21 protein-coding genes and 1 tRNA gene are annotated in these 25608 nt (G+C 59.8%); 12 read left to right on the top strand and 10 right to left on the bottom strand.

Translation table 11 applies throughout. The features are described from left to right. Positions 1-83 precede the first annotated feature (83 nt). The 6 genes from E4P32_RS12380 (at position 84) to dnaG (ending at position 6732) form a co-directional block, all read left to right on the top strand. Entirely contained in the window at positions 84-1292 is a 1209-nt protein-coding gene (locus tag E4P32_RS12380) for a cation:proton antiporter (RefSeq protein WP_116436839.1), read from the top strand. Then, positions 1289-2530, top strand: coding sequence for a YbdK family carboxylate-amine ligase (locus tag E4P32_RS12385; protein ID WP_116436838.1), 1242 nt, complete (start codon positions 1289-1291; stop codon positions 2528-2530). Before E4P32_RS12380 ends, E4P32_RS12385 begins: the two co-directional genes overlap by 4 nt. Positions 2531-2572: 42 nt before the next feature. Continuing rightward, positions 2573-3772, top strand: coding sequence for an NAD(P)/FAD-dependent oxidoreductase (locus tag E4P32_RS12390; RefSeq protein WP_116436837.1), 1200 nt, complete (start codon positions 2573-2575; stop codon positions 3770-3772). 162 nt (positions 3773-3934) lie between these two features. Next, positions 3935-4147 carry a 30S ribosomal protein S21 gene (gene rpsU / locus E4P32_RS12395; RefSeq protein ID WP_005665410.1) on the top strand — a complete coding sequence of 71 codons (213 nt, stop codon included), beginning with the start codon at positions 3935-3937 and terminating at the stop codon, positions 4145-4147. A gap of 296 nt (positions 4148-4443) precedes the next feature. Beyond that, positions 4444-4893, top strand: a complete 450-nt coding sequence (locus E4P32_RS12400; protein ID WP_116436836.1) for a GatB/YqeY domain-containing protein — start codon at positions 4444-4446, stop codon at positions 4891-4893. 24 nt (positions 4894-4917) lie between these two features. Continuing rightward, a complete protein-coding gene (gene dnaG / locus E4P32_RS12405; protein WP_116436835.1) occupies positions 4918-6732 on the top strand; it encodes a DNA primase in 1815 nt (604 codons plus the stop codon). 277 nt (positions 6733-7009) lie between these two features. Here dnaG and E4P32_RS24215 read toward each other — a convergent pair whose 3' ends face one another. Further along, complete coding sequence (locus E4P32_RS24215; RefSeq protein WP_199525709.1) at positions 7010-7273, bottom strand: hypothetical protein; 264 nt, start codon at positions 7271-7273, stop codon at positions 7010-7012. Between the two features lie 133 nt (positions 7274-7406). Here E4P32_RS24215 and rpoD point away from each other — a divergent pair, with 133 nt between their 5' ends. From rpoD to E4P32_RS12425, 4 genes are all read left to right on the top strand, one after another. Next, on the top strand, positions 7407-9632 hold the full coding sequence (rpoD, locus tag E4P32_RS12410) for an RNA polymerase sigma factor RpoD (RefSeq protein WP_199525708.1): 2226 nt from the start codon (positions 7407-7409) through the stop codon (positions 9630-9632). Between the two features lie 33 nt (positions 9633-9665). Next, positions 9666-9744, top strand: a tRNA-Ile gene (locus tag E4P32_RS12415). 133 nt (positions 9745-9877) lie between these two features. Beyond that, complete coding sequence (locus tag E4P32_RS12420; RefSeq protein WP_116436833.1) at positions 9878-10477, top strand: TetR/AcrR family transcriptional regulator; 600 nt, start codon at positions 9878-9880, stop codon at positions 10475-10477. 119 nt (positions 10478-10596) lie between these two features. Next, positions 10597-11631 (top strand): NADP-dependent oxidoreductase, encoded by a 1035-nt coding sequence (locus E4P32_RS12425; protein ID WP_116436832.1) that lies wholly within the window; start codon positions 10597-10599, stop codon positions 11629-11631. 46 nt (positions 11632-11677) lie between these two features. On the opposite strand, the gene E4P32_RS12430 is transcribed toward E4P32_RS12425, so the two are convergent. From E4P32_RS12430 to E4P32_RS12460, 7 genes are all read right to left on the bottom strand, one after another. Beyond that, positions 11678-12385: an aspartate/glutamate racemase family protein gene (locus E4P32_RS12430; protein ID WP_116436895.1), complete on the bottom strand. Its 708-nt coding sequence runs from the start codon at positions 12383-12385 to the stop codon at positions 11678-11680. 55 nt (positions 12386-12440) lie between these two features. Further along, positions 12441-13208: an ABC transporter ATP-binding protein gene (locus tag E4P32_RS12435; protein WP_116436831.1), complete on the bottom strand. Its 768-nt coding sequence runs from the start codon at positions 13206-13208 to the stop codon at positions 12441-12443. Continuing rightward, positions 13205-14041, bottom strand: a complete 837-nt coding sequence (locus E4P32_RS12440) for an ABC transporter ATP-binding protein (protein ID WP_116436830.1) — start codon at positions 14039-14041, stop codon at positions 13205-13207. The genes E4P32_RS12435 and E4P32_RS12440 overlap by 4 nt, the downstream gene beginning before the upstream one ends. After that, positions 14038-14988 carry a branched-chain amino acid ABC transporter permease gene (locus tag E4P32_RS12445; RefSeq protein WP_116436829.1) on the bottom strand — a complete coding sequence of 317 codons (951 nt, stop codon included), beginning with the start codon at positions 14986-14988 and terminating at the stop codon, positions 14038-14040. Before E4P32_RS12445 ends, E4P32_RS12440 begins: the two co-directional genes overlap by 4 nt. A gap of 53 nt (positions 14989-15041) precedes the next feature. Further along, positions 15042-15908 (bottom strand): branched-chain amino acid ABC transporter permease, encoded by an 867-nt coding sequence (locus E4P32_RS12450; RefSeq protein ID WP_050477525.1) that lies wholly within the window; start codon positions 15906-15908, stop codon positions 15042-15044. Positions 15909-16127: 219 nt separating this feature from the next. Continuing rightward, positions 16128-17306, bottom strand: coding sequence for an ABC transporter substrate-binding protein (locus E4P32_RS12455; protein WP_233526790.1), 1179 nt, complete (start codon positions 17304-17306; stop codon positions 16128-16130). Positions 17307-17431: 125 nt separating this feature from the next. Continuing rightward, positions 17432-18514 carry a porin gene (locus E4P32_RS12460; protein WP_116436827.1) on the bottom strand — a complete coding sequence of 361 codons (1083 nt, stop codon included), beginning with the start codon at positions 18512-18514 and terminating at the stop codon, positions 17432-17434. A gap of 564 nt (positions 18515-19078) precedes the next feature. Between E4P32_RS12460 and E4P32_RS12465 the strand changes: the two genes are divergently transcribed. Both E4P32_RS12465 and E4P32_RS12470 read left to right on the top strand, forming a co-directional pair. After that, the gene (locus tag E4P32_RS12465; RefSeq protein WP_116436826.1) at positions 19079-19804 is read left to right on the top strand and encodes a GntR family transcriptional regulator; all 726 of its coding nucleotides are present in this window, start codon (positions 19079-19081) and stop codon (positions 19802-19804) included. Positions 19805-20331: 527 nt separating this feature from the next. Continuing rightward, the gene (locus E4P32_RS12470) at positions 20332-21459 is read left to right on the top strand and encodes a porin (RefSeq protein WP_116436825.1); all 1128 of its coding nucleotides are present in this window, start codon (positions 20332-20334) and stop codon (positions 21457-21459) included. Between the two features lie 391 nt (positions 21460-21850). On the opposite strand, the gene E4P32_RS12475 is transcribed toward E4P32_RS12470, so the two are convergent. After that, positions 21851-23812, bottom strand: a complete 1962-nt coding sequence (locus E4P32_RS12475) for a glucokinase (protein ID WP_116436824.1) — start codon at positions 23810-23812, stop codon at positions 21851-21853. Positions 23813-23934: 122 nt separating this feature from the next. After that, positions 23935-25410 carry a glucose-6-phosphate dehydrogenase gene (zwf, locus tag E4P32_RS12480; RefSeq protein ID WP_116436823.1) on the bottom strand — a complete coding sequence of 492 codons (1476 nt, stop codon included), beginning with the start codon at positions 25408-25410 and terminating at the stop codon, positions 23935-23937. Between the last annotated feature and the right edge of the window lie 198 nt (positions 25411-25608).

The following is a 25608-nucleotide window of genomic DNA, read 5'->3' on the forward strand; positions in this document are numbered from 1 at the left end:
ATCAATCATCCGTGCGTAGTCGACAGCGTCGCCAAGGAACAGGCGAAGCGCGCGCACCGTCAAAATAAATATCAGGAGGAGCTATGCAGTGGACTCTTCCGTCTTTCGCCCTGGCACAACCGATCCAATGGAACGCGTTGCTGCTGTTCGGTAGCTTATTGCTGTTCGGGCTGATAGCCGGTCATATCGTGTCGAAGTCGCCATGGGTGCCGCGCATCACGGGTTATCTGATCGTCGGTTTCATCCTTGGCGGCGGCGGCCTGAACTGGCTGTCCGGCGATGTGCTGAGCGTGACCAATATCTTCGCTGACATTGCCGTCGCGTTGGTGGTTTATCAACTGGGTCGCTACGTCGACATCGGCTGGCTGCGCCGTGAGAAGTGGCTGCTGGCCACCGTCGTCACCTCGGCCGTGCTGTGCTTCACCTTCGTCAGCCTGGCCTTGCTGTGGTTCGGCACCTCCAACGTGCTGGCCTTGCTGGGCGGCGTGTGGGCCATCGCCACCGCGCCGGCCGTAGTGCTGGTGGTGCTGCGCGACCTCAAGGCCGAAGGCCAGGTCACGCGTCGCCTGGCGACCATGACTGCGCTCAACAACTTCGTCGCCATCCTGGCCGCCTATGCCTTGCTGCCGGTGATTGCGCATGAATCGGGCACGCCGCTGCTGACGCTGGTCGAACACACCGCCTATTCGCTGATCGGTTCGCTGGTGCTGGCCTACCTGACTTACTGGCTGATGATGCCGCTGGCGCGTCTGCTCGGTCGCCAGGGCAGCCGCCAGTTCGTGCTGGTGATTTCGGTCATCGCGCTGGCCATCGGCGTGGCGCATGCGCTGCATTTGCCGGTGATGCTGACAATGCTGATCTTCGCCATCATGTCGAAGAACCTGGACCGCCAGTACGACCTGATGGAGCTGGAATTCGGCGTCGCCAACGAATTGTTCGTGGTGATGCTGTTCGTCACGGTGGGCGCGTCCATGCGCCTGGCGGACCTGAGCATGGTCGGCTTGTCGGTGCTGATCCTGATTGCCGCGCGCTTCGTGGCGATGGGCTGCGGCGTGTTCCTGTTCGCCCGTTTTGCGCGCATGAACTGGAAGCAGGCCGGGCTGCTTACCCTGGGTACCCTGCCGATGACCGAGGCGGGACTCGGACTGATGCAGACGATTTCCAACCTGTACCCGCATACCACGTCCGACGTCGTGCCCTTGCTGGCGGGATGTCTGATCGTGCTGGAATTGTTTGGCCCTGTCGCCACCCAATTCGCCCTGATCAAATCTGGTGAAAGCGGACGCGAATGACTACTACCACTACCTATGCCCCTACCTCTATCGCTGCCGCTGCGCCGGTGCATGAAGAAGGACTGACGCATTTTCCGACGTCCAGCGCCGGCATCTTGCCGTTCACTTCCTCCACGCCGTTCACGATGGGCATCGAGCTGGAATTGCAACTGGTCAATCGCCGCAACTACAACCTCGCCAGCGACGCCGTCGACCTGCTGACCTGGATCGAGCCGCGCGAACTGCAAAAGCAGATCAAGCTGGAAATGACACAAGGGATGATCGAACTCAATTCGGGCATCCACACCCGCGTCGACGAGTTGATCGAAGAGTTGAAAGATCTGCGCGGCGCCCTCAACAACGGCGCCCAATATCTCAACATCGACGTCTCCGGCGGCGGCGCGCATCCGTTCCAGCACTGGAACGAGCAGCGCATCACGCCGAGCGAGCGCTTCTATCACCTGCACGAGAAGTACGGCTACCTGGCCAAGACCTTCACCGTGTTCGGCCAGCACATCCACATCGGCGTGGCCAACGGCGATGACGCGCTGTATCTGACGCATGCGTTCTCTCGCTTCGTGCCGCACTTCATCGCGCTGTCGGCGGCGTCGCCGTTCTATCAGGGCGCCGACACCAAGTTCGACTCCTCGCGCAGCAACGTGGTGCGCGCGTTCCCGCTGTCGGGTACGGCGCCGGTGCAGACCAAGTGGGCCGAGTTCGAGACTTACTACGACGAGCTGCTGCAGATGGGCATCGTCGCCAGCATGAAGGATTTCTACTGGGACATCCGCCCCAAGCCCGAATATGGCACCGTCGAGATCCGCGTCTGCGACACCCCGCTGACCATCGAGCACGCCGCCCATCTGGGCGCCTATGCGCAACTGCTGGCGCGCTGGATCCTGACCGAGCGGCCGTTTGTGATGCGCGACGATTTTTACCTGCTGTACCAGTACAACCGTTTCGAGGCCAGCCGCTTCGGATTGAACGGCATGCTGGCTTTGCATGGCGAAACGCCGGCGACTTCGAGTAAACTGCCGATCTTCGAGCATTTGCTGTTGCAATTGCAGTTGCTGCAACCGTATGTGCAAAACGAGGTCGAGGAACTGACCCTGAAACGCTTGCGCCACATGGCGCACAACCGGCTCAGCGACGCCGGCTGGCTGCGCCAGGCATTTGCCCAGCGCGGTTCGCTCAACGATATGATGCGTCTGTCGTCTGAACTGTGGATGGACCGGTCGCCGCCTTCTTACTTCCAATGATGCCCCTGCCTTCGCCAGCGAAGCAGGCTGGCGAAAGCAAACATGACAACACCATTCGATGTAGCAGTAATCGGCGCCGGCGCCGCCGGCATGATGTGCGCGGCCGTAGCCGGCCAGCGCGGCAAGTCGGTGGTGCTGATCGACCACGCATCCAAGCTGGCTGAGAAGATCCGCATCTCCGGCGGGGGCCGTTGCAACTTCACCAACATCGGCGCGACGCCGCAGAACTTCCTCTCGCAAAATCCCCATTTCTGCAAAAGCGCCTTGTCGCGCTACACGCCGCAGGACTTCCTCACGCTGGTCAAGCGCTACCAGATCAGCTTCCATGAGAAGCACAAGGGCCAGTTGTTCTGCAATGACTCGTCCGAAGAAATCATCGCCATGCTCAAGGCCGAGTGCGATTCCGGCCATGTCGAGTGGCGCATGCCGTGCGGCGTGGCCTCGGTGGGCAAGGATGGCGAGCTGTTCCGGCTGGAGACGGATTCCGGCGAAATCCTGGCGCGTAACGTGGTGATCGCCACGGGCGGTTTGTCGATTCCCAAGATCGGCGCCACCGACTTCGCCTATCGCATCGCCAAACAGTTCGACATCAAGCTGGTCGAGACGCGCCCGGGCCTGGTGCCGCTGACCTTCGACGGCGCCGGCTGGCAGCCTTTCGTCGACCTGGCCGGCATCGCGCTGGAAGTCGAAGTCGAAACCGGCGTCAAGAAAGAGCGCGGCTATTTCCTCGAAGACCTGCTGTTTACTCACCGTGGCCTGTCCGGCCCGGCAATCCTGCAGATTTCCAGCTTCTGGCAGCAGGGCGCATCGCTGACGCTGAACCTGCTGCCGCAGATCGACGTCGCCGAGGCCCTGATCGAAGGCAAGACCACGCTCAAGAAGAATCTCGGCAACCAGCTGGGGCAATGGCTGCCGGCGCGATTGGCCGATGGCTTGCTCAAAGCCAACGGATTCGACGGCGCCGCGCGCGTCGCCGACATGCCGGACAAGCAACTGCGCCAGGTGGGCGAAGCGCTCAATCGCTGGACCATCAAGCCGAACGGCTCGGAAGGCTACCGCAAGGCCGAAGTCACCATGGGCGGCGTCGACACCCGTGAGCTGTCGCAGCAGAGCATGATGGTCAACAAGGTGCCTGGCCTGCATTTCATCGGCGAGGCGGTCGACGTGACCGGCTGGCTGGGCGGCTACAACTTCCAGTGGGCCTGGGCGTCGGGTGTGGCGGCGGGGCAGGCGATTGAATAGGATGGAGTGTATGTTTCCGGCACGCATCCCAAATCGTTGATTTATTTGAATTTTTTGCTGACCGGTTGGAAAAAAGCCACGGTAAAGCTTCCATTGTCCGCTTGGGTCTGCTAAAATCGCGTTCTTTCCGTATCCAACCTAACCTCTTTGGTTTGAATCTACATGACCACTATTCGTCTTAAAGAAAACGAGCCGTTCGAAGTCGCCATGCGCCGCTTCAAGCGCACTATTGAAAAAACCGGTCTGTTGACCGAGTTGCGCGCGCGCGAGTTTTACGAAAAGCCGACAGCAGAACGCAAGCGCAAGCTGGCAGCCGCAGTGAAGCGTCACTACAAGCGCATCCGCAGCCAGCAACTGCCTAAGAAGCTGTACTAAGAAATTCCTGTCGCGCCGCCTTGGTGTGCGCGACCACGTTAAACCCGCTCTGGTAAACACCACAGCGGGTTTTCGCATTCGTAGGCCGTCGCTAAGCTACTGCGCGAACCGGCATGCGGTCTGCGGTGCTCATCGTACATTCGTACGATTCCGCTCCTCGATCCACATGTCGGTCCTGCTCGCTACGCTTATCGACGGCCTACGTGGTCTCATATAAGTCCTTTGCGACGCACTTCAGCGGCTGGGATTTGAGGCTTATGCTAGATTGAATCAATCGCTTATCTCTGGAGAATGCAATGGGTCTGAAAGAGCAAATCACCGAAGACATGAAGGCGGCGATGCGCGCCAAAGAGGCGGCCAAGCTGGGTACGATTCGCCTGATCACCGCGGCGATGAAGCAAAAGGAAGTCGATGAGCGCGTTGAGCTCGACGACGCCATGGTGTTGGCGATCATCGACAAGATGGTCAAGCAGCGCAAGGATTCCATCAGCCAGTTCGAAGCCGGCGGTCGCCAGGATCTGGCCGACATCGAGAAGGCCGAACTGGCCATCCTGACAACTTACATGCCTGCCGGCCTGTCCGAGGACGAGATCAAGGCTGAAGTGCAAGCCGCCGTTGCCGCCACCGGCGCCGGCGGTCCGCAGGACATGGGCAAGGTCATGGGCGTGCTGAAGCCGAAGCTGGCCGGTCGCGCCGACATGACCGCCGTGTCCGCTCTGGTCAAGGCCGCCTTGACCAAAGCCTGAATCTTGTCAGGACGCTAACTCCCTGTGATTCCACAGTCGTTCATTCAGGATTTGCTCAACCGCGTCGATATAGTCGATGTGGTTGGCAAGTATGTGCAGCTCAAAAAGGGCGGCGCCAACTTCATGGGCCTGTGCCCGTTCCATAACGAAAAATCGCCGAGCTTCACGGTCAGTCCGACCAAGCAGTTCTATCACTGCTTCGGCTGCGGCGCGCATGGAACGGCCATCAGTTTCCTGATCGAATATTCCGGCCTTGGCTTTGTCGAGGCGGTCAAGGATCTGGCCCAAGGCGTCGGCATGACGGTGCCCGACAACGACGACCGCATCCCGCCGGCGCAGCGCGCCGAGCAGCAGGCCAAGAGCATGGCCTTGTCGGACGCGATGTCGGCGGCTTGCGATTTCTATCGCCAGCAGTTGCGGGCGGCGCCGAACGCCGTCGAGTATTTGAAGGGCCGCGGCCTGACCGGCGAAATCGCCGCAAAGTTTGGTCTCGGTTATTCGCCTGATGAATGGGACAGCCTGCGCAAGGTGTTCCCGGATTATGAAGTGCCGGCGCTGGTCGAGGCCGGCCTGGTGATCGACAAGAGCGACGAGGACGGCGGCCAGCGCATGGGCCGCAAGCGTTACGACCGCTTCCGTCATCGCGTGATGTTTCCGATTCGCAATACCAAGGGCCAGGTCATCGGCTTCGGCGGCCGCGTCATGGACGGCGGCGAGCCGAAGTACTTGAACTCCCCGGAAACGCCGCTATTTCAGAAGGGTAGCGAGCTGTACGGTTTGTTCGAAGCACGCCAGGCGATCCGCGAAGCGGGCTACGTGCTGGTGACCGAAGGTTACATGGACGTGGTGGCGCTGGCGCAGCTGGGTTTCCCGCAGGCGGTGGCGACGCTGGGTACGGCGTGCACGCCGATCCACGTGCAGAAATTATTGCGTCAGACCGACGAAGTGGTGTTCAGCTTCGACGGCGACTCGGCCGGACGACGCGCCGCACGGCGCGCGCTGGATGCCTGCCTGATTCATGCCTCGGACAACAAGATCATCAAGTTCCTGTTCCTGCCGAAGGAGCACGACCCGGACAGCTATGTGCGCGAAAAAGGCGCCGAAGCGTTCGAGCAGCAGATTAAAGAAGCGATGCCGCTGTCGCAGTTCCTGATCAAGGAAGTGGTCGGCGAGAACGACATGACCACACCGGAAGGCCGCGCCCGCGCGCAGTTCGACGCCAAGCCGATGTTGCAGGCGTTGCCGCCGTCGTCCTTGCGTCTGCAGATCGTGCGCAGCCTGGCCCAGGTCACGCAGACCACGCCGGCTGAAATCGAGGCTTTGTTCGAGCTGTCCAAGCCGGTGGTGCAGGCAAGTACGCGCCGGGCGCCGCCGCCGCGCAGCAAGCGCATGGCGCCGATCGGACTGGAGCGTCAGATCGTGCGGCTGCTGGTGGCGCATCCGGCCTTGTCCAGCGACCTCGACGACGACACCCTGGTGGTGGTCGGTCATCACGCGCCGGATCATGCGCAGATGGTGACGCAACTGGTTGAAGCGTGCCGCAGCATGGGTGAGCAAGCCAATTTTGCGACGCTGGTCGAATTGCTGCGTGATGGCGGGGCGGATTTTGAAAGCCTGATCGCCGAAATCGCGGCCGAAACCGAGACCGAATCCGAATTTGATGTCGTCCGGCAAGAAATGGCCGGCGCCGTGCGCCAGATGAAAATGCGCCAAGTCGAAGATGAAATGAAGCAATTGTCGATTGCCGGCCTGAGGGATGAACTTGCCCAAAGCCGCTACCGGGAATTGATGCATCGGAAGGAACATCTGAAACGTCTCACGGGAGCCGATTTCGGATGATTTTGAGAGGTGTTGAGGGACGATCGGGGCTCGATGTTACGCAGGATTGCCTTGATCTCCGGGAAAAACACCCTATATATGTTATAATCTAGGGCTTTAATTCCGCGGCGAAACATAATTCGTGATGCGGCAAAGATTCATTGAACCATCGGTCCATAGAGCGAATGAAGGCAAATAAGCCATCGCATTGGACAAGAAATGCAGGGGACGAAAGATTTAGGAACGTTGCGCGGGCAAATCGTATCCAAGTGATATGAGATGCATGAAGAGCATGGTTTTATTGGCGCAATGAGTTTGACTCACTTGGCTTTGATTCTATGGCAGATGCAATGAAGAAAACCGCAAAAACTCCGACACCTTCCGCTAAAAACACCAAGCCGGCCGTCAAGCCGGCAAGCAAGTCGACCCCTGTAACACGATCGGTCCCGAAGAAAACAGCTGCTGCAAAGCCTACCGGCAAAGCAACGGCGACGGCAGTAAGGGCAACAAGCTCGCCGGCGAAAGCTGCATTGACAGCCTCGGCGAAAAAAACCAGTGCCAAACCTGCTTCTACGGCGGTTCGCGCTGCAGCGCCGGTAATCGCCAAAGCGACTACCAAAGCGGCTGCAACGCCAACGAAGAAGAACTTATCTCAAGCCAGCGTCAAGCCGGCTTCTGTGCAATCGAAAGCTTCTGTGACAATCAAGAAACCTGAACCGAAAACCGCCAAGCCTGCCGCCAAAGCAGCAGTCAAGAGCGAAGTCAAAGACGTCAGCGTCATGATCGCGCCTGGCGTCAGCCAGACGACCGACGCCGCCGCACTGGCAGCCATCGACACGTCCGGCTACATTTTGCCGTCCGTCAAGGTGCCGGGCCGCCGTGGCCGCAAGCCGAAGGAATTCCAGCCCGAGAACGACGAAATCGCCGCACTGAATGCGGTTGAGCGCGCCGAACTCAAGGCCGTCGACAAAGCCAAGGCCAAGGATCGCAAAGCCAAGGAAAAGGCACTGCTGAAAGACGCATTCTCGTCCGACACCGAAGCCACCGAAGAAGAACTCGAGCGTCGCCGCCAAAAGCTCAAGACCCTGATCAAACAGGGTAAGGAGCGCGGCTACCTGACCTTCGCTGAAATCAACGATCACCTGCCCGAAAACATCGTCGATCCGGAAGCAATCGAAGGCATCATCGGCACGTTCAACGACATGGGCATCACCGTGTCCGAACACGCGCCCGATGCCGAGACATTGCTGCTGTCCGACAACGTCGCCAATGTCGCCAGCGACGACGACGCTGAAGCCGCTGCCGAAGCAGCGCTGTCGACCGTCGACTCCGATTTCGGCCGCACCACCGACCCGGTCCGCATGTACATGCGTGAAATGGGCTCGGTCGAACTGCTGACCCGCGAAGGCGAAATCGAAATCGCCAAGCGCATCGAAGACGGCCTCAAGGACATGATCCAGGCGATCTCGGCTTGCCCGACCACGATCGCTGAAATCCTGGTTGCCGCCGACAAGATCTCGAAGGACGAAATCAAGGTCGACGAAATCGTCGACGGCCTGGTTGACATGAGTGAAGGCGAAGTCGTTGTCGCCGCCGCTTCGGATGAAGAAGACGAAGAGGACGACGAAGAAGACGGCGAAGAAGAGGAAGAAGAAGGCGACAGCAGCAGCGCCGGCGGCGCCGCAGGTTTCTCCGCCGAGCAGCTGGAACAGCTCAAGCGCGATGCGCTGGGCAAGTTCGCCACCATCTCGACCCAGTTCGACAACATGCGCAAGGCCTTCGAAAAAGAAGGCTACAACTCCAAGCCCTACGTCAAGGCACAGGAAATCATTTCCAACGAGTTGCTGGGCATCCGCTTCACCGCCAAGGTCGTTGAAAAGCTGTGCGACACGCTGCGTGCGCAAGTCGACGAAGTGCGCCAGATCGAGCGTCAGATCCTCGACGTCGCCGTCAACAAGTGCAACATGCCGCGCGCGCATTTCATCAAGGTTTTCCCAGGCAACGAAAGCAACCTGGAGTGGGTTGACGGCGAAGTCAGCGGCAACCACGCCTACAGCGTCGTGCTGGCGCGTAACGTGCCTGCCATCAAGGAACTGCAACAGAAGCTGATCGACCTGCAAGCGCGCGTCGTGCTGCCGCTGCCGGATCTGCGCGGTATTAACAAGAAGATGGGCGCCGGCGAGAAGAAGGCGCGCATGGCCAAGCGTGAAATGACCGAGGCCAACCTGCGTCTCGTGATCTCGATCGCCAAGAAGTACACCAACCGTGGCCTGCAATTCCTGGATCTGATCCAGGAAGGCAACATCGGCCTGATGAAGGCAGTGGACAAGTTCGAATACCGTCGCGGCTACAAGTTCTCGACCTATGCGACATGGTGGATTCGCCAGGCAATTACCCGTTCGATCGCCGACCAGGCGCGCACCATCCGTATTCCGGTGCACATGATCGAAACCATCAACAAGATGAACCGCATCTCGCGTCAGATCCTGCAGGAAACCGGTGCAGAACCTGATCCGGCGACGCTGGCCATCAAGATGGAAATGCCGGAAGACAAGATCCGCAAGATCATGAAGATCGCCAAAGAACCGATCTCCATGGAAACGCCGATCGGCGACGACGACGATTCGCACCTGGGCGACTTCATCGAAGACAACAACACATTGGCCCCGGCCGATGCAGCGTTGCATGCTTCGATGCGCGGTGTGGTCAAGGACATCCTCGACTCCCTGACGCCACGCGAAGCCAAGGTGCTGCGCATGCGTTTCGGTATCGAAATGTCGACCGACCACACCCTGGAAGAAGTCGGCAAGCAATTCGACGTCACGCGCGAGCGCATTCGTCAAATAGAGGCAAAAGCGCTGCGCAAGCTGCGCCATCCGTCGCGCTCCGACAAGCTGAAGAGCTTCCTGGAAGGTAACTAAGTCAGACCGGGACTTCGGTCCCGGCCAGACTCAGGCCCCCTAGCTCATGCTTGGTTAGAGCAGCGGACTCATAATCCGTTGGTGCCGTGTTCGACTCACGGGGGGGCCACCAGCAATTCAGAAGGGCTTACGGTAAAACGTAAGCCCTTTTTGTTTGTGCTCCGATATAGGGTGCTCTCCTGACAAACCAGTTTGTCGTCAACGTTAACTAGACGACCGGTCTAATCATGGTTAAGATACGCCTTATGACTACTGCTCCCCCCGATCTGCGCCAGCACATGCTCGAGGTCGCCAAATCCCTGATGCTGGAAAAGGGCTTCACGGCGGTCGGGCTGACCGAGTTGCTGGCGGTTGCGAAGATCCCCAAAGGCTCGTTCTATCACTACTTCGCGTCCAAGGAAGCCTTCGGCGACGCCTTGCTGACCTGGTATTTCACCGGCCACCATGCACAGCTCGATCTTTTGCTGGGCGGTCGCGATCCGGCGGCGCAGCGGTTGATGCGTTACTGGCAGTACTGGCTCGATACCCAGACCGGCGGGGATCCGGATCAACGTTGCCTGGCGGTGAAGCTCAGTGCGGAAGTCTCCGATCTGTCCGAAAGCATGCGGGCGACGCTGGAGTGGGGCACGCGCGGCATCGTCGAGCGCGTGACGCGCTGCCTGGCGGAGGGGCAGGCCGATCAATCGCTGCAGGTGACGCAGGAGCCGGCCGAGTTGGCTGCCACGTTGTACCAGCTGTGGCTGGGCGGCAGCCTGATGGCCAAGATCAGCCGCCATCGCGGACCGCTCGATACGACGATGGGGAGTACGCGGAAATTGCTGGGACTCGGGGATTCGCGGGGCTGATTCCGCATTGCCGGCGGCCGCCAACATGCTGCAGTGTTTGGCGGTCTTTTATTTAAGTTGTTACTAGACGACCGGTCTATTAATTGAAATTGCATTCCAATATTGATAAGGAGAAATTCATGCCGCAACGCCCTCTGATCAATCGTCGTATCGTGCTGGCCCGGCGCCCCGACGGTGCGCCGCTCCCCCGGGACTTCCGTCTGGAAGAGGCCGCCATCCCCGTGCCTGCGGCTGGGCAGTTGCTGCTGCAGACCGTCTATCTTTCGCTCGACCCTTACATGCGCGGCCGCATGAGCGACGCCGCCTCGTATGCGCCACCGCTGGCGCTGGGCGAGGTCATGGTGGGCGGCACCGTCAGCCGTGTCGTGGTATCCCGCCATTCGCAATTCCGCGAGGGCGATCTGGTGCTGAGTTTCGACGGCTGGCAGGAATACGCCTTGTCCGACGGCAGCGACCTGACGCCGCTCGGCGATGCAGCGCATTCTCATCCTTCTCATGCGCTGAGCGTGCTCGGCATGCCCGGTTTCACTGCCTATCACGCGCTGCTCAAGATAGGCCAGCCGAAAGCCGGCGAAACCGTGGTCGTGGCGGCGGCCAGCGGCGCTGTCGGTTCGGTGCTTGGCCAGATCGCGAAGATCAAGGGCGCGTGCGTAGTCGGCATCGCCGGCGGCGCGGACAAGTGCCGCTACGTGGAGGAGGAGCTGGGATTCGACGTCTGCATCGACCGGCGCGATCCGGACTTCGCGCGCAAGCTTGCTGCGGCATGCCCGGACGGCATCGACATCTATCACGAGAGCGTGGGCGGCCCGGTATTCGACGCCGTGCTGCCGCTGCTCAATGATCACGCGCGCATACCGGTGTCGGGTTCGATTGCACATTACAACGAAAAGGGTCTGCCGGCGGGGCCGGATCGCCTGCCGCAATTATTGAGCGCCCTGGTGTTCCGTCGTATTCGCGTGCAAGGATTCATCATCCTCGATCACTATACTGACGGCCATGCAGAATTCCAGCGCGACATGCGCGCTTGGGTCGCCGACGGGCGGGTCAAGTTGCGCGAGGACATCGTCGCGGGACTGGAGCATGCGCCAGCCGCGTTGATCGGTTTGCTCGACGGCCGCAATTTCGGCAAGGTGGTGGTGCGCGTCGCCGACTGATGCTGTCTGATGTTGACCGACCACGACTGACGCCGTCGGCAATCACTCAGAGGTATTGCTTGGGCAGAGGATAAGCCCAGTCGCCGCGCTTGCTGGTGTGCAGGCCCAGTCGGACCAGGCCTTCGGCAAAGGTCACCGCCGCGCTGACACCGTCAATCACCGGCACGCCGAGCTCCTTGCTGATGGCCTGGCACAGGTCGGCCATGCCGGCGCAGCCGAGCACGATGCAGTCGACGTCGTCCTTGGCCAGCGCAAGGCGGCATTCCTGCATGATGGCGGCATAGGCTTGCGACGCCGGGTTATCGAGGTCGAGCACGGCGATTTCGCAGGCGCGGATGTTGCGGCAGAAGCGCTGCATGCCGTAGCGCTCGGCCAGGTGCGCAGCAATGCCGCAGGTCCTGCCGAGTGTCGTGACGATGCTGAAATGCTTGCCGATGAAACTGGCGGCGTGCATGGCCGCTTCGGCGATGCCGAACACCGGGCCGCTGGCGATTTCGCGTGCGGCATCGAGGCCAGGATCGCCGAAGCACGCGATGATGTGAGCGTCGGCGCCGGCGGCTTCGGCATGGCGAATTTCTCCGAGCAAGCCGGGCACGCACATGGCTTCGTCGTAGTGGCCTTCGATCGAGACCGGGCCGGTGGCGGGATTGCAGGCCCAGATCTCGGTACCCGGCGCCGCGACCTGACGGGCGCAGTCACCGATCTTGGCCGTCATGCTGGCGGTGGTGTTGGGATTGACGATGTTGATTTTCACGTTGTCTCGATTGTTCTTGATGGTTGGTGCTGATGCAAACACGGGTGATGCTGACTTATGCGCCCAGATACAGACGTTTGATGTCGGGATGGTCGAGCAGCTCGCGCGAGACCCCTTCCAACTCGATGCGTCCGGTGGCGAGGATGTAGGCGTAGCGCGAAATCATCAGCGCCATGCGGCTGTTCTGCTCGACCAGCATGATGGTGACGCCCTCGTCCTTGTTGATCTCGAGGATGGTGCGTGCGATCAGGCGGATGAATTGCGGCGCGATGCCCAGCGACGGTTCGTCCAGCAGCAGCAGGCGCGGCCGCGCCATCAGGGCGCGACCGATGGCGACCATCTGCTGCTCGCCGCCGGACAGGCTCGACGCCTGCTGGCCGAAACGTTCCTTCAGGCGCGGGAAGCGCGTCAGCACCTTGTCCAGGTCGGCTGCGATGCCGCCCTTGTCCGAACGCGTGTACGCACCCATCAGCAAGTTGTCCTTGATCGACATGAACGGAAACACGTGGCGGCCTTCCGGCACCATTGCCACACCTTGCTCGACCAGCTTGTGCGCCGAGGTGCCGGTGACGTCGCCGCCATTGAGCAGGACCTTGCCGCCGCAGACCGGCGACAGGCCGGTGACGGCGCGCAGCGTCGACGACTTGCCTGCGCCGTTGGCGCCGATCAGCGCCACTACGCTGCCCTGGTCCACGCGCAGGCTGACGTCTTGCAGCGCGCGCACCTGGCCGTAGTTGAGCGAGACGTTTTGCAGCTGCAGGTGTGGGACCGCAGGCGCGGCGGCGCTTGTATCGGATGCAGCGGATTCCAGTATCGCGTTCATAGGCCGATGTCCTCGTCTTCCTTGCCCAGATAGGCTTCGATCACCTGTTCGTTGTTGCGGATTTCTTCCGGGCTGCCTTCGGCGATCTTTTTGCCGAAATAGAGCACGTGGATATGGTCGGAGATTTTCATCACGGCTTTCATGTCGTGTTCCACCAGCAGGATGGAGACGCCGCTGGCGGCGATCTTGCGCGTCAGTTCGACGGCGCGGTCGGTTTCGTCGGGATTGAGTCCGGCGTAAGGTTCGTCGAGCAGCAGCACCTTGGGACTCGCGGCCATGCCCATGGCGATGCCGAGCAGGCGCAGGTAGCCGTGCGGCAGCGTCTTGGCGACGCTGTCGGCGACACCGTCGAGATCGAGGAAGCGCAGGATTTCCAATGCGTCGGTGCGCATGCGGTCTTCGTCGCGGCGCGCCGACGCGGTATTGGCGAATACCTGGAAGTCGTTGGCGCTGCGCGAAAGCTGGCGTGCGAGGGCCACGTGTTCGAGCGCGGTCAACTCGGGGAAGATCGTGGTTTCCTGAAAGGTGCGCACCAGGCCGCGGGCGGAGATCTTGTGCGGATTCAGGCCGGTGATGTCTTCGCCGAACAGGCGAACCTTGCCGGTGGTCGGCGTGCAAAAGCCCGCCAGCATTTTGAAGAAGGTGCTCTTGCCGGCGCCGTTGGGGCCGATCACCGAGGTGACCTTGCCGGTCTCGGTGCCGAGCGACAGCGAGACATCGTCGTTGGCCAGCAGACCGCCGAAGCGTTTGCTCAGGCCGCTGGCTTCGAGGATGATGCGTTTGTCCGGGGGCGGGGTGACCGATGGACTCACGGGATTCATGGATGCACTCATTTAGCCTCTCCTTTGCGGAACGGCAGCGAGAACGAGAAGCCGCGCAGCGCCATCAGTCCGTTCGGCAGCGTCAGCATCACGACAATCATCAGCACGCCGTAGATCAGCGATTGATATTGCTGGAAGTCCTGCAGCAGCTCGAACAGGATGGTCAGTGCAAACGCGCCGATCATCGCGCCGCTGACATACTCCAGTCCACCGAGGAAGCAGAACAGCATGTAGTAAATGCTGTGTTCGACCGTGAAGCTTTGCGGATACACGCTCTGTGTGAACACGGAGAAATAGCTGCCCCCCAAGCCGCCCAGCGCACAGGCGATGGAGAAGGCCAGAATGCGGTAGCGCCAGACGTTGACGCCAAAGCTCTCGGCCAGATCCTCGTTCAGTCGCATGGCGCGGAAGATGCCTCCCAGACGCGAATAGTGCACGCGCCAGACTACGCCGAGCGCGATCGCCAGCAATGCGATGCCGAGGTAATACAGCGGCAATGCAGAGTCGCCCGAGAACGGTTGCGGCAGACCGGTGATGCCTTTGGAGCCTTGCGTCAGATTGCCGCCATTCAGAAACGCCAGTCGGATCGCTTCCGTCAGACAGATCGTCAACATCGAGAAGTAGATGCCCTTGAGTTTGAGAATCACGCTGCCGATCAGCGCGCCGCACAGGGCCGACGCCAGACACGACAGCGGCAGCGCGATCCAGAAGCTGAGGCCGGCTTTGGCGATCAGGATGGCGGTGACATAGCCGCCGATCAGTGCGAAGCCGGCCTGGCAGATATTGATGCGGCCGATGCAAAAGGTCAGCCACACGCCGCTGGCGATGACGGCCACGCCGGCGCAGTTCATCAGCACCGACATCAGGTAGCGCGAGTGGCCGATGCCGAGCGGCAGGACGATCAGCACGCCGAGTATCAGCAGGATCACCGAGAAGTCGCGGCGTTGGTCGAGTTTCATGGCGCCTCGTGAAAGCAAGGAAGTGAGCGGGGAATTGAGAGATACCGTCATGATCAGCCCCAGGGTTTGCCGAACAGGCCGTTCGGCTTGAAGATCAGGAACACGATCATGGCGACGAAGATCAGCAGGTAAGTCATGCTGCTCGGCAGCAGGTCGTAGCCAACTGCTTCGGCCATGCCGAGCACGAAGCCGCCGACGATGGCGCCCGAGGTCACGCCGGCGCCGCCGATCATGATCATGATGAAGGCCTTGGTCGAGATGTTGGTGCCGACGCCGGCGTTGACGCCGTACAGCGTCACCAGCAGGCCGCCGGCGATACCGGCCAGCGCTGCGCCGATGGCGAAGCCCAGCGTGGTGATGAACTTGACGTTGACGCCTTGCAGCAGCGCCGCTTCCTTGTCTTGCGCCACGGCGCGCAGGGCGCGACCGGGTTTGGTGTATTGCACGAACAGCAGCAACGCGACGATGAAGCCGATCGAGATCGCGGCAACCGCAAGATTCGAATAGGGCAGGTACGCATCGCCGTCGTTGAGGATCAGCACGCCATCGATCAGCGTCGGCACGCCGCGCTGCTTTTCGCCGAACAGCGAGAGCGCGACGTTTTCCAGCAGCAGCGCGGTGCCGACCGCCATCAGCATGCTGCTTTCTTCGCGCTTGGAAGTCGCCAGCACCGGCTGGAACAGGAAGCGGTTGAACGCCATGCCGATCACGCCCAGCGTCGCACCCGCCAGCAGCAGCGCCAGCCAGAACGGGAAGCCGAATTGTCCGTACAGGTAGTACATGACGAAGCCGCCCAGCATGTACATCTGGCCATGCGCGAAATTGACCACGCGCATGATGCTGAAGACCATGGTCAGTCCCAGCGCAATGAGCGCATAGGCCGAGCCGAGGATGAGTCCGTTGATGAGAATTTGCAGCATGTCGGTTGATGAATCCTCTGTTGTTGCATGAATGTCGGGGTATTGCCCGCACTGGAGGGAGGCCAGTGCGGGCAATGGGTGAAACAGACTATTTCTACAGCGACTGCCTTTTGTTGCCTGGTACTGCTTTTTACTGCCTGCTTCTGCTACTGAACCGCCGCGCGCAGGGATGACGTGCGGCGGATTACAACAACAGCCGGGGAGAGGCCAGGTGCAGCGTCAGTTCGCCACCTGTCCCACATAGACCGCCTCGAAGCCACCGCCCTTGTAAGCGTTGACCACCAGCGGTACGCCCACCTGCGATTGACGGCCGAAGTCTTTCTTGCCGACGAATTGCAGGGTGGTCTTGTCTTTCACGAAAGGATTGGTCATCTTGAACGACGGCATCTCCTTGCGGAATTGCTCGACGTCGGTCAATGCCTTCGGGTTCTTTTGCAGCACGGCCAGGATCAGTTCCAGCGCGTAAGCCTTGGTGCCGGCTTCGTCATTCCACTCGCCGACGCGCTTCTTGTAGACCTCGACGAATTGCTTCATGTAATCCGACTGGATCGCCGGCGTCGATGCGCCGCCGACGGAGAGGAAGCCCGCGGCTTTTTCACCGGCGACTTGTTCGAGGATCTTGGCGTCCTGACCTGTTTCAGTGGACAGTTGACCCTTGAAGCCCAGATCGCGCGCCGCCTTGATCAGCAGCGGCGCATCCGACGGCGCCACGCCCGAGAGAACAATGGCGTCAGGCTTGGCGCGTACCAGCTTGGACATGATCGGCATGAAGTCGGTAGTACCCGGCTCGTAGCTTTCCTTGTCGGCCAGCACCTTCAGGCCGAGGCTCTTGGCTGCGGCCACGCCTTCTTCCTGCTGGTTCTTGGCATCGGACTCGTTGCGCGCGACGAAGGAAATGCTCTTCACGCCTTTCTTGTCCATCAGATACTTGTAGACCACCGGACCGACCTGATACGAGGCCACCATGCCGAGCACGGATGCATTGGCCGGCGCGGTGTACAGCTCCTTGGAGAATGCGTACGGGAAGTTCATCGCTTTGGCGCGTTCCATCACCGGCTTGACGGCGATGGCGGTGGTGTCGATGTTCGGGCCGATGATGTACTTGACGCCGTCACTGGCGAGTTTTTCGGCGTTGGAGATCGAGATCTTCGGATCGTTCTTGTCGTCGAGTGCCACGATTTCAATCTTGTATTTCTTGCCGCCGATGTCGACGCCGCCCTTGGCGTTGTACATCTCGGCCGTGGTCTCAGCGCAGTATTTGTTGACCAGGCCCCACGATGCAGCGGCGCCGGACATGACGCCGTTGACGCCGATCTTCAGGACGTTGTCAGCAGCGTACACTGCCGGTGCGGCGGCGAACATGGCCAGCGTCAATGCGGCCAGGGTTTTCAAGGACATGCGTTTGTTCATCATTACTCCCGTTTGAAAAATGGAAAACAGAAAAGTCGATTCAAAAATTTTCAGATAAAAATCAAGCAAGGATCACGCCGTGCGGTTTCTTATCTCTACGTGCCGTACTCTGATCAAAACGTGTGACGAATGCCGAGAGCCAGTGCGGTCTGATGCTGATTGGCGTAACCGCCGCCGATGGCTGTCGAGTTGGTGCTGATCAGCGATTCGGTGGCGCCGTCGCCGTTGCTCAGGTAGGCCAGGTTGGCGATCAGGCTGGTGCGTTTGGACAGACTGTAGATGCCGAGCAGGCGATAGACCTTGGTGTTGTTCGACAGCGTGGTGTTCTTGCGATAGATGACGTCAGCCGAGCCGGTGAAGGCAGGCGTGAAGGTGTAATCCACGCCGGCTTCCACTGCATAGGCCTTGCGTGCGGTCGGCAGCGACGGGATCGACTGGAACGAGCCGGGACCGGAGATGTCGCTGCGTGCGGCGCCAAGACGCAGCTTGAGTGCGTTGATGGTGTAGCTGGCGCCAAGCGTGGTCAGCTTGAGCACGTTGCCGGTGTTGGTGAGACCGACGGTGGCGTCCTGTTCGCGATCAAACGTGATGCCGACGAAGAACGGACCTTGCGCGTACTTTGCGGCGATGTTGTAGACCTGACCGGTGCGCAGGCTACCAGCCGCTTCGCCGAAGCCGTACATCACGCCGCCCTGGAAGCCGCCGACTTCAGGCGACACATACTTGATGGTGTTGTTGTAGATTTCGCTGACCGCATCGAATTCGGAGAACTTGAAAATCGCGCCCGAGTTGTAGCCGCCCTTGAATACGCTGCCCACCAGCCAGTCATCGTTGAAGTTCCATTGCTTGCCGACGGTCAGTGCGCCCGACGAGCTTTCCAGGCCGACCAGCGAGTTGCGCGAAAACAGCTGGCCGGAAGCCGACTGCGAGCCGTTGGTCGGATTGAACCCGGCTTGCAGGTTGAACACGGCATTGAGGCCGCCGCCCAGATCTTCCTTGCCGCGGAAGCCGACATTGGACACGCCGAGGATGCTGTTGAGCATGCCGACCTTGGTCTGGGTGCCGGTGCCCGCATTGCTGGTGTAGCCGAAGCCGGTGTCGATGACGCCCGAGATCGTCACGCTCGATTGTGCGCACGCGATGCCGCTGGCGCCCAACAGCAGGGTTGCCGCGCCGAGTTTGCTGAATGTGTTCATGTTGTCCTTCTTGATATGGTTATCGTGTCGGCCCGGCGCCCATTCCCTCCGGACCAGCTGTTGTCATGAGGATTACCTGCACTGCATTTCTTGCTTGCTGCGTGGCCGGCGCGTTGAGTCGACGCACCGGTGACTACAATTCAAATCAGGATTGTGCACAATCTTGAGGTTTGCAATAAGCGAGAAGCGTGCCAGAGAGCATCAGTTTGTCTGGAGGCGCGGCTGAAAGGCGCGCGGGTAAAGGCTTTGGAGAGTGAGTGGAACGTGGGTGCGGCAAGCCCGAAGCTTTCGGGATGCTGACGCGATCTGGTTTTGTGCACCTTATGTATAGGATTGTGCACAATAATCGGGAGGGTTTTGCCATGCGAACGTGCGCTGGAAGTCGGAACTGAAGCTGCGCCATGCCAGCACCACGTGTTTTTTTCATCATTCGCCCGTCTGCAGGCCCGGGGCATAACACTTATACTGTGACGGTTACGTCAAATTCTTTTCGGGAAGTTTTTCACGATTTATGCAGAGATTGAGCACAATGCGCCGCTTGCCTGTCCTTTTTCCGGAGGCGGGATGAGCGAGGCGAGGGCGGACAAGCTCAAGGACAAGGACTTGACCAACGATGCGGTCGACGCCCGTATCTATATGGCGATCATCGACGCGATCCTCGATCACAAGCTGCCGCCGGGTACGCGTCTGGTGGAAGCGCCTTTGTGCGAGGCCTTCGGCGTCACGCGCGGCACCTTGCGGCGCGTCTTCGTCAAACTGGCGCACGAGCGGGTGATCGAGCTGCAGCCCAACCGGGGCGCCATCATCGCGCTGCACGATATTAACGAAGCGCGCGAGGTCTTCGAGGCGCGTGTCATCCTGGAGGTCGGCTCGGTCAAGGGCCTGGCCGCCAAGCCCGGCAACAAGAGCAAGGCCTTCGCCGAGCTGCGCGAAATGATCCGAAAGGAACACGCCCTGCGCGAAGACGGCAACTGGCGCGACTGGATCCGCCTCTCCGGCGAATTCCATATCAAGCTGGCGGAGGTCAATCAGAACGACATCGTGACGTCTTACCTGCGCACGCTGATCGCCCGCACCTCGCTGCTGATCGGCCTGTATGAAACACCCAAGCGCAACAGCTGTTCGGCCGACGAGCACATCGCCATCCTCGACGCCATCGAGCAAAGTCAGCCTGCATTGGCCGCGCGCCTGATGGAACATCATCTGGGCGAATATGCGCTGGGTTTGCTGGCCGAGCCGGCGCAAGCCTTGGAAATCGATTTCGGCAAGCTGTTTACACCGGTCCGCTGAGCCCGCACGGCCTTGTGTGCGCGTCAGCGCATTCTTCCTGCCTCTCTTTACGGTTTAGCTATTCTCGCTAAGCCTTTGTTTTTCCTCGCATTCATATATACACATCGGGTCGCCGTCCGGATTGGCCTTTGGCATGTCCGCCAACTTCATCTCCAACATTTGATTTCCTAAAAGCATTAAATCCAGACTGGAAACTATTTTGGATCGAAAATGTAGTTTTAAAACTAACAATAAGTAGCAAAGCTACTTGTAACATTAGTACACATATTCTTCGTTTGAGAGGCTGGTGAGTGTTGTAATTCTCAATAAATCTATTGAATCTATGTAGTTGCGGTAAAAAAATCGTGGAAATTAATTTTTTAATGTGTAGAATTAAATAAAATTTTTAGTAAAACTACATAAAATGTAGAGAGGCAAAAAGAAGCGCAATCGTCACATGGCTGCGTGGAAACAATGCCCATAAAAAAGAATTCGAGTGCAATGCTCGAAAAATAGTGGAAGTCCCCACAGCAAATTTAGGAGATGAAATGAAAAAAGCATCAAAGGTCGCATTCATTGCGAAGCCGCTCGCTATTGCTGCCGTCATGGCCGGCGCATGCGCAAGCGCTCAGGCTCAGACTAACGTCACCATCTACGGTCGTATCGACGCAGGCATCAATTACCAAAGCAACTTCACCCAACGCGATTCCACCGGCGCAGTCGTTTCCCGCGGCGGCAAATGGGGCGTTGACGGCAATGAGTGGGGCACCAGCATGTTCGGCTTCAAGGGCAATGAAGATCTGGGCGGCGGTCTGAAGGCAATCTTCACTCTGGAAAGCGGTTTTGACGCTTCCAACGGCCAGGTCAACGGCGGTTCGGGTCTGTGGACACGTCGTTCGTTCGTCGGTCTGAGCGGCTCGGCCGGTACATTGAAGGTTGGTAAAGATCTGGCGATCCAAAGCGATCCGATCTGGGCATTGGACCCAACCGGCCAACAGGCACTGAGCACCGCGACGCTGGTCAAGGAACGCAACTGGCCACAAACCAACAACATGGTCAGCTATGAATCGCCAAGCTTCGGCGGCTTCACGGCAACCGTCATGCACGGCTTCGGCGAAGCAGCAGGTTCCTTCACCAAGGGCGTGACACCGACAACCGGCCCGACCAATATCAACAACGGCAGCCGCGACGGTATTTCGCTGGCGTATGTGCAACCGACCTATGAACTGCGCGCCATCTATGACGTGCAACGCGACACCAACGGTCAGTACTCGACATTGTTCGCCTCTTCCAAAGAGCTGACACTGGGTGGCACCGTGACGATCGACAAGCTGAAACTGTTCGCCGGTTACGAAAACCTGCGCGCGCCTTCGGCAGCAGCAGGTTCGCCTGACCGCGCCAACCACTACTGGTTGGGTGCGAACTACCAGATCACACCAGCTTTGACACTGATTGGCGCGGCTTACCACGTCAACGTCAATGGCGGCGTGGGTAGCGCCAACCTGTTCGTCCTCGGCGGCAATTACAGCCTGTCCAAGCGCACATTGTTGTACGCAACCATCGGCACAATCCGCAACAGCTCGACTTCGGACTTCTCGGTCGAGTACGGCACCAATGGCGGCGCCGTGGGTCAGAACATGAACGCGCTGTACTTCGGCGTCAGCCACTCGTTCTGATGCAAGACAAGCCCGGGATCGTGTGATCCCGGCACCGTCCTCGCGGGCATGACGCCGTCGTTAATAGTCGCGGCGGAGTCATCCCGCGCAGGTCTGCAGCAAACGTGCTGTACTTTAGTCGGGCGGCACACGTAACGCAGAGTAGTCGTAGGTGTAGTGACATCCTGAGGAACTCCCCCTCTTGGCCCGTTCGATGTTGAGCGGGCTTTTTTATTGCCTGCGCGTTCGGTGTGATTCGTTAGTGGTCAGCGGAAAATAAAAAGCAGGCAAAGAAAAACCGGCAAGCCTCACAGGCCTTGCCGGTTTATTTTTATGTGGAGGGCTGATGCTGCACATGCAGCCCGCCTTCCTGTCTCCGCCGCTTACTTGGTATTGCCTGGCATTGCCGGTATTACTTGGTATGCGAGATCAGATTGGGTTTGTTGCCTTCGTCGCCGTGCTTTTCCACAGGATGATCGCCGGCTGCCGAAACCTTGTCGCCGAGGACGTCGTGCGTCGAGGCGATGTGGGCCAGGATGCCGCGCTTGGCCTGGCGCTGCAGTTCCGCGAACGGGCTGGAGCGGTTCAGCGACACGCCCACCGCCAGCACGTCCACCAGCAGCAGCAGCAGGATGCGCGACACCATCGGGATGTGCATCATGCTGCCTTCGTCATGCTCGACCGCGAGCGTGAAGTCGGCGCGCTTGGCCAGCTGCGAATTGCTCGGCGCCAGCGCAATGATGGTGGCGCCGGAATTCACCGCGACTTCGACCGTGGTCGCCAGATGACGCAGGCGGCCGGAGTTGGAGATGATGACCGCGACGTCGGTGTTCTTCAGCAGCGAGGCCGAGACTTCCTGCAATTGCGGGTCGGTGTAAGCGGTCGACGGAATGCCCAAGCGGAAGAATTTCTGTTGCGCATCCTCGGCCACCAGGCCACAGCTGCCGAAGCCGTAGAACTCCACACGCGTGGCGTGGCTCAGCACCTCGATGACCTTGCTCAGCGTATCCGCGTTGAGGCTGTCGCGCACTTCCATCATGGCGGCGATGGTGTTGTCGACCACCTTCACGCCGACGTCCAGCGCCGAGTCGCCGATATGCACCTGGCTGTGCGCGACCGGCACGGTGCCGGTGACACCCGAGGCGAGCTTCAGTTTGAAATCCGCCAGACCCTGGCAACCCATGGTGCGGCAGAAGCGGATCACGGTCGGCTGGCTGACGTTGGCGCGGCGGGCGATTTCCGAAATCGGTTCGCTCATGACCGCGCGCGGATGCGCCAGGATCAGGCTGGCCACGCGTTCTTCGGCCGGCGAGAACTGCGAGCGGGCCTTGCGGATGCGCTCCAGGAACGGCACGGCATTGCCGCCGCCCAGGCGTTCGGCCAGGATCGCGGCGACGCCGACGAAAGCCGGGTAGGGCGCGGTGATGACGAAGGTCGGGATCTTTTGCATGTAGGCGTCGAAACGCCCCTTGCTTTCAAAGCGCGCGCGGAAGGCCGAGCGCGCGAAGTAGTCACCCAGATGCGGCACCACGCCGCCGCCGATGTAGATGCCGCCCAATGTGCCAAGCGTGACCGCGACGTTGGAGGCCAGCGTGCCGAGCATGCCGCAGAAGACGTCGACCACTTCCAGGCACAGTGGATCCTTCTGGTTCAGTGCGCGATCGACGATTTGCGGCGCCGCCAGTTCTTCGGGATTCTTGACCTTGTTGATTTCGCACAAGGCGCCGTAAATCATTTCCAGGCCGGGGCCGGAGATCAGGCGTTCGGCCGAGACGTGCTTGTAAGTGCGCCAGCAATATTGCAGGATCGCCGCTTCCTTTTCGTCGGCCGGCGAGAACGACACGTGGCCGCCTTCGCTGCCCAGCGCGATCCAGCGACCTTCGCTCGGAATCAGACCGCCCACGCCGAGACCGGTGCCGGCGCCGACCAGGCCGATCACGCCGCCTTCCAGCCCCTGGCCGCCGCCGACCTGCACGCAATGCGATTGCTCCAGATGCGGCAGCGCCATCGACAGCGCGGTGAAATCGTTGACCACCAGCAGCGTATCGAGACCGAGCAGCTTGCGCGTCTCTTCAATCGAAAACGCCCAGTGATGATTGGTCATCTTGATCTGGTCACCCTGCACCGGATTTGCGATGGCGATCGCGGCATGGTGGATGGCAGGGTGTTCGTTGGTTTCCAGGTAAGCCTTGGCCGCCTGCGAAAACTCCGCATAGTCGGCGCAACGCAAGGTCTGGATCGTATCTATCTGTCCGGGAGCGCGTTCCAGCGCGAAGCGCGCATTGGTGCCGCCGATGTCTGCCAACAAACGTGGACCATCCATGAAGGTGTTCGACGCGTTGTAGCTGCCATGTATGAGCGATGCTGAAGACATGTAGTAAAACTTTCCGAAAAAAAACTGTTATGCGTATCGGTGAGGCTGTGCGCGGGCGTGCTCTGCGGTGCTTTTATTTTAGGTGGGCGTATATTAGCTCGCTTTGCGCAAATCCGTGGCCATCACCGGTCTTCTGGCCAGTGCGCGCCGGCGCGCGACATCATCGCCGACGAAGCACTGGGTCCCCAACTTCCAGCAAGATAAGATTTCGGCAGCGCAGCAGTGCTCTGCCAATGATTCAACAACGGTTCCACCCAACGCCATGCCGCTTCCTGCTCATCGCGCCGCACGAACAGCGCGAGGTTGCCGCGAATCACATCCAGCAGCAGCCGCTCGTAGGCATCTGCTCGCTTTTGTTTGAAAGCCTGGTCAAAGGCCAGGTCCAGCGCCACCGGCTGTATCGTCATGCTGTCGCCCGGCTGCTTGGCGAAGCAGTGCAACTGTATCGATTCCTCCGGCTGCAGGCGGATCACCAGCCGGTTGCTGCTTTCCACGCCTTGCGGCATCGGCAGGATCGCGTGCGGAATCGGCTTGAAGGTGATCACGATCTCCGCAGTGCGTTCCGCCAGACGCTTGCCGGTGCGCAGGAAAAACGGCACGCCGGCCCAGCGCCAGTTATTGATCTCGGCATGCAGCGCAATGAAGCTCTCGGTCTTCGACTGCGGCGCAATGCCGGCTTCCTGATGATAGCCGCCGACCGCCTGGCCTCGCACGGCGCCGGCGGCATACTGGCCGCGTACGGCGCGGGTTTCCAGGTCTTCGCGGCTGAACGGCCGCAGCGCGCGCAGCACGCGTACTTTTTCATCCCGTATAGCATTGGCATCAAGCGAAGTCGGAGGTTCCATAGCCACCATGCACAACAGCTGCAGCAAATGGTTCTGCACCATGTCGCGCAAGGCGCCGGTGCCGTCGTAGAACTCGCCGCGGCCTTCCACGCCGAGCTGTTCGGCGATGGTCAGCTGCACGTGCTCGATCGACTCGCGCCGCCACAGCGGTTCAAACAGGCTGTTGGCAAAACGTAAAGCCAGCAAGTTCTGTACCGACTCCTTGCCCAAATAGTGGTCAATGCGATAGATCTGGTCTTCGGCGAACACGCGCGCCACGGCGTCGTTGATTGCGCGCGAGGACTCCAGATCGTGGCCGAGTGGCTTCTCCAGCACCACGCGGGCGTTGTCCAGCGCAATGCTGCTGGCGGCCAGATGGTTGCAGATCGGTTCGAACAGCTTCGGCGAGGTCGCCAGGTAATAGACCGTGACGGCCTGGTTGTTCAGTTGTTCGCCGAGCAACGCGTAGTCGGCGGCACTGGTCGCGTCCAGCGCGACATAAGTAATGCGGCGTAGAAAACTTTGCCATTTGTCGGCGTTCTGATTGGCAATGCCTTCGCTGACATACAGGCCGGATTGGGTGTGAACCCAGTCAAGATACGACTCCTGATTCAACTCCTGCTTGGCGACACAGATGATGCGGCCATCTTGATGCAATTTGCCGTCAAGATGCGCGGAGAACAGCGCGGGAAGGATCTTCCGCATCGCCAGGTCGCCTGTTGCTCCAAACAGGACGAAATTGAACAAGCACGCTTCTTCTTGTATGACTTGCATGAGATTTCTATGTAATTAAACAAAACTTATATTGCAATGTTACTGTAGCATTACTACAATTACAAGCGAGCGACGGGAGTTCGTCCTAATAATTAAGTTTATTGACGCAATTTTTGTAGTTTTACTAAAGTGAAGTAGAAAAGAGTGCTCTGAAGCACCCGCCGTACCAACAGCAAGTTCTCTTCCCCGGGAACCAAG

The organism is Herbaspirillum sp. 3R11 (assembly GCF_004563925.1).
GTDB lineage: Bacteria > Pseudomonadota > Gammaproteobacteria > Burkholderiales > Burkholderiaceae_D > Herbaspirillum.

Excerpts from the sequence above, each read along its gene's own strand:
- E4P32_RS12380 (WP_116436839.1), top strand. The coding sequence starts at position 84 with ATGCAGTGGACTCTTCCGTCTTTCGCCCTGGCACAACCGATCCAATGG.
- E4P32_RS12385 (WP_116436838.1), top strand. The coding sequence starts at position 1,289 with ATGACTACTACCACTACCTATGCCCCTACCTCTATCGCTGCCGCTGCG.
- E4P32_RS12390 (WP_116436837.1), top strand. The coding sequence starts at position 2,573 with ATGACAACACCATTCGATGTAGCAGTAATCGGCGCCGGCGCCGCCGGC.
- rpsU (WP_005665410.1), top strand. The coding sequence starts at position 3,935 with ATGACCACTATTCGTCTTAAAGAAAACGAGCCGTTCGAAGTCGCCATG.
- E4P32_RS12400 (WP_116436836.1), top strand. The coding sequence starts at position 4,444 with ATGGGTCTGAAAGAGCAAATCACCGAAGACATGAAGGCGGCGATGCGC.
- E4P32_RS12420 (WP_116436833.1), top strand. The coding sequence starts at position 9,878 with ATGACTACTGCTCCCCCCGATCTGCGCCAGCACATGCTCGAGGTCGCC.
- E4P32_RS12425 (WP_116436832.1), top strand. The coding sequence starts at position 10,597 with ATGCCGCAACGCCCTCTGATCAATCGTCGTATCGTGCTGGCCCGGCGC.
- E4P32_RS12435 (WP_116436831.1), bottom strand. The coding sequence starts at position 13,208 with ATGAACGCGATACTGGAATCCGCTGCATCCGATACAAGCGCCGCCGCG.
- E4P32_RS12440 (WP_116436830.1), bottom strand. The coding sequence starts at position 14,041 with ATGAGTGCATCCATGAATCCCGTGAGTCCATCGGTCACCCCGCCCCCG.
- E4P32_RS12445 (WP_116436829.1), bottom strand. The coding sequence starts at position 14,988 with ATGAAACTCGACCAACGCCGCGACTTCTCGGTGATCCTGCTGATACTC.
- E4P32_RS12450 (WP_050477525.1), bottom strand. The coding sequence starts at position 15,908 with ATGCTGCAAATTCTCATCAACGGACTCATCCTCGGCTCGGCCTATGCG.
- E4P32_RS12455 (WP_233526790.1), bottom strand. The coding sequence starts at position 17,306 with ATGTCCTTGAAAACCCTGGCCGCATTGACGCTGGCCATGTTCGCCGCC.
- E4P32_RS12460 (WP_116436827.1), bottom strand. The coding sequence starts at position 18,514 with ATGAACACATTCAGCAAACTCGGCGCGGCAACCCTGCTGTTGGGCGCC.
- E4P32_RS12465 (WP_116436826.1), top strand. The coding sequence starts at position 19,079 with ATGAGCGAGGCGAGGGCGGACAAGCTCAAGGACAAGGACTTGACCAAC.
- E4P32_RS12470 (WP_116436825.1), top strand. The coding sequence starts at position 20,332 with ATGAAAAAAGCATCAAAGGTCGCATTCATTGCGAAGCCGCTCGCTATT.
- E4P32_RS12475 (WP_116436824.1), bottom strand. The coding sequence starts at position 23,812 with ATGTCTTCAGCATCGCTCATACATGGCAGCTACAACGCGTCGAACACC.
- zwf (WP_116436823.1), bottom strand. The coding sequence starts at position 25,410 with ATGCAAGTCATACAAGAAGAAGCGTGCTTGTTCAATTTCGTCCTGTTT.